The following is a 3,337-nucleotide window of genomic DNA, read 5'->3' as shown; positions in this document are numbered from 1 at the left end:
GGACTTACCCGCTGCTTCGTCGCAGCCTTCCGTCCGGTGACGGCCATGCCGTGATGATCCTTCGGGGATTCTTCGCGAGCGATGTCTCGACAGCGCCTTTGCGCACCTTTCTGCGCCAAGGGCTATCAGCCGCATGGCTGGAACCATGGTCGCAATCTCGAGTTGCGGCCCGGACTAAAGGAAGGCCTGCTCGCGCGACTTCGGGCGTTGCGCAGTCAGTCCGGCCGCAAAGTGAGCCTGATCGGGTGGAGTCTGGGCGGCGTTCACGCGCGCGAACTCGCGAAACTGGCTGTCGACGACGTACGGCTGGTGATTACGCTGGGAAGCCCCTTCAAGAGCAACACCAAGGCGACCCGCGCGACAAAGCTCTACTTGACGCTTTCGGATCGCACTGTCGAGAATGCACGGGTGACGGCCAACCTTCACCACCCTCCGTCCGTACCCACGACAGCCATCTTCAGCCGCAGCGACGGCGTCGTTGCATGGCAGTGCTGCGTCGAGGATGCAGGCTCCCATACTGAAAGCATCGAGGTCAGGTCGAGCCATTCGGCATGGGCCATCATCCCGCGGTCCTGTACGCCATTGCCGACCGCCTTGCTGAGCCGGAGCATGAATGGAAGCCGTTCGATCGCGGCTTTATGCGCGCGCTGTTCTTCCCGCGCCCCTACGGCTCGAGGTCGGGCGGAACTCGACGTGGTGGTTTGCGATAAATCGCAAGTGCACGGATCCGCCGGGTTTCGCACCCGACGACGCGGTTGAACGGTCAGCTTCCGCACAGCCGACCTCGCCGTGCGGTTAGGTAGAGTTGCGAGGGCTGAGGTGGCGCGAGGCGAGCCTTCCGCCTCGTGGACTTCACATGACCTGAGACGGCTCCCGTGTGACCTGACGCGCGCGAAAAAGCGCCGCGCAATCGCGCCTCACACTCTCAGGCGCCGCGCGTCGCGGTCCCAACCAGGCCTGCGCCGACGAGCCCAGGTCGCTCCAAGGATTCCTGAATTAAAGGACATCGTCGGCCTCCTCATGGACGCGGCCGAATTGAAAATGCGCTGACTCGCTACAGGAACAGAGAACAGAACCGCGTCACCAAGGTATTGGACGCCTGCGACAACGTGTCTCAGTTTGCTCTCGAACCTTTGATCCTCATCAATGCGCGGCGGCTGGCGGATCGTATGATGTGCAACTTTTGCACATCGGAGGAAGCGCGGCATGCCGGCGAATCTGATCAAGATCAGTCCCTCGGCCTATGAGTATCCGCTTCTCATCAAGCATCTGCTGCACTACCCGATGGTGCACTCGCCCGACCAGGAGATCGTCTATCGGGACCTGAGGCGGCACAGCTACCGGGTGTTCCGTGAGCGCATCGGTCGGCTCGCGAGCGGGCTCTCGGAAATCGGCGTCAAGCCGGGCGACGTCGTGGCCGTGCTCGACTGGGACAGCCACCGCTATCTCGAGTGCTATTTCGCCGTGCCGATGATGGGCGCGGTGTTGCAGACGGTCAATCTCTCGCTGCCGCCGGAGGCGCTGCTCTTTGCGATGAACGACGCAGCCCCCTCGACGGTGTTGGTCAACGCCGACTTCCTGCCGCTCATGGAGAAGCTCGCCGACAAGCTGCCTTCGGTGAAGACATACGTGCTGCTGCACGACCGCAAGGACCGGCCGACCACGCGCTTGCCGATCGAGTGCGAATACGAGGACATGCTGGAGGCGAATTCGCCCTTCTTCCAGTTTCCGGATTTCGACGAGAACACGCGCGCGACGACGTTTCATACGACCGGCACGACGGGGCGCCCGAAGGGAGTGTACTTCAGCCACCGCCAGCTGGTGCTGCATACGCTCAGCGTCGCGGCTGAATATGGCTGTGCTCCGAGCCAGGGACGGATTCACCGCGACGACGTCTACATGCCGTTGACGCCTATGTTTCACGTCCACGCATGGGGCATCCCCTATCTATACACTTTGCTTGGCGCCAAACAGGTCTACCCGGGGCGGTACGTCCCCGATGTCCTGCTGGGATTGATCGCGCGCGAGGGCGTGACTTTCTCGCACTGCGTGCCGACGATCCTGCAGATGCTGCTCGCCGCGCCGGCGAGCAAGGACGTCGACCTCTCGAAGGTGAAAATGGTGATCGGAGGGTCGGCGCTGCCGCGGGCGCTGGCCAGGGCGGCGATGGCGCACCGCATCGACATCTTCGCCGGCTATGGTCAATCCGAGTCCTGCCCGGTGCTGACCGGCGTGCATCTGACCACGAAGCAACTGGAGGAAGATGCCGAAGCGCTCGTGGAGCGCCGAACCGCCGCCGGGCAGCCGGGGCCTCTGGTCGATTTGCGCATCGTCGACGCGGATATGTCCGACGTGCCGCGCGACGGCAAAACTCAGGGAGAGATCGTGGTGCGCGCGCCCTGGCTGACCATGGGCTATCTCAATGATCCGGCGGCGTCGGAGCAGCTCTGGGCCGGCGGATATCTGCACACCGGGGACGTGGCGAACTGGGACGCCGAGGGGACCATCCACATCGTCGATCGAATCAAGGACATCATCAAGAGCGGCGGCGAATGGGTCTCTTCGCTCCAGGTGGAGGACATCATCTCGGAAAAGAGCGGCGTCGTGAAGACCGCCGTCATCGCCGTCAAGGACGCCAAATGGGGCGAGCGCCCCATGGCGCTGGTCGTCGTCGAGCCAGGATTTGCCGGCGACTCCGCGGAAGCCGCGGAACAGGCCATTCGCGCCCACGTGAAGACCTACGTCGACAAGGGCGTGATCTCGAAGTTCGCGATCCCCGACCGGGTCATGCTCGTCAAGGAGCTGCCGCTGACCTCCGTGGGCAAGCTTGACAAGGCGGCGCTGCGCCAAAGGCACCTGCGCGACGACGCAACATAGCGGTGCGTCCGAAGGACTGACGAAGCTTGGGGCCCCAACAAGGGGGAGTCGCGGGTATGAGCAAAGCAGACAAGAAATTGAGCGCAACCCGCTGTTCTGGGAACAAGTGGCGTTGAACTTCGTCGTCGTTGCGGTTCTGATCGCGTGCGGCGCGCTGTTGACCTTCAAGTTGATGGGTGAGGAATACAGCGAATGGACCGTCATCGGCTTCTTCGCGACGGTGTTCTTCGCCTTCATTTGGGGTGCGTCACGGTTATCTGAGACATCTGGCTGCGGTAAATGAACCGCAACCGGAGGTTTCGAAATGACGATTGATGCAGGGCTGAAGCCCGAGGGGCGCCGGAGCGCTCCCCCATAGCTGGCGCAGGCGCCCCCTCGGGCGTCGATGCAGGACCGAAGCGCTATTCGGTCCAACGCAAGATGGCGGTGGTGGCGCGTTTGTTGCGTGGCGAACCGTTGG

3 protein-coding genes are annotated in these 3,337 nt (G+C 63.0%); all 3 read left to right on the top strand.

The genetic code is table 11. From position 1 onward, the window contains the following. Positions 1 to 81 precede the first annotated feature (81 nt). The 3 genes from ACLP25_RS06325 (at position 82) to ACLP25_RS06315 (ending at position 3,160) form a co-directional block, all read left to right on the top strand. Positions 82 to 759 (top strand): esterase/lipase family protein, encoded by a 678-nt coding sequence (locus ACLP25_RS06325; RefSeq protein WP_442468374.1) that lies wholly within the window; start codon positions 82 to 84, stop codon positions 757 to 759. 447 nt (positions 760 to 1,206) lie between these two features. Further along, positions 1,207 to 2,877, top strand: a complete 1,671-nt coding sequence (locus tag ACLP25_RS06320) for a fatty acid--CoA ligase (protein ID WP_442468373.1) — start codon at positions 1,207 to 1,209, stop codon at positions 2,875 to 2,877. Between the two features lie 112 nt (positions 2,878 to 2,989). Then, entirely contained in the window at positions 2,990 to 3,160 is a 171-nt protein-coding gene (locus tag ACLP25_RS06315) for a hypothetical protein (protein WP_442468372.1), read from the top strand. The last annotated feature ends 177 nt before the right edge of the window (positions 3,161 to 3,337 follow it).

The organism is Roseiarcus sp., assembly GCF_052145395.1.
GTDB lineage: Bacteria > Pseudomonadota > Alphaproteobacteria > Rhizobiales > Beijerinckiaceae > Roseiarcus.
The sequence above is the reverse complement of the archived record's forward strand: the minus strand, read 5'-3'. Positions and strand labels throughout refer to the sequence as shown.

Coding starts and splice junctions, on each gene's coding strand:
- ACLP25_RS06325 (WP_442468374.1), top strand. CDS start 82: ATGTCTCGACAGCGCCTTTGCGCACCTTTCTGCGCCAAGGGCTATCAG.
- ACLP25_RS06320 (WP_442468373.1), top strand. CDS start 1,207: ATGCCGGCGAATCTGATCAAGATCAGTCCCTCGGCCTATGAGTATCCG.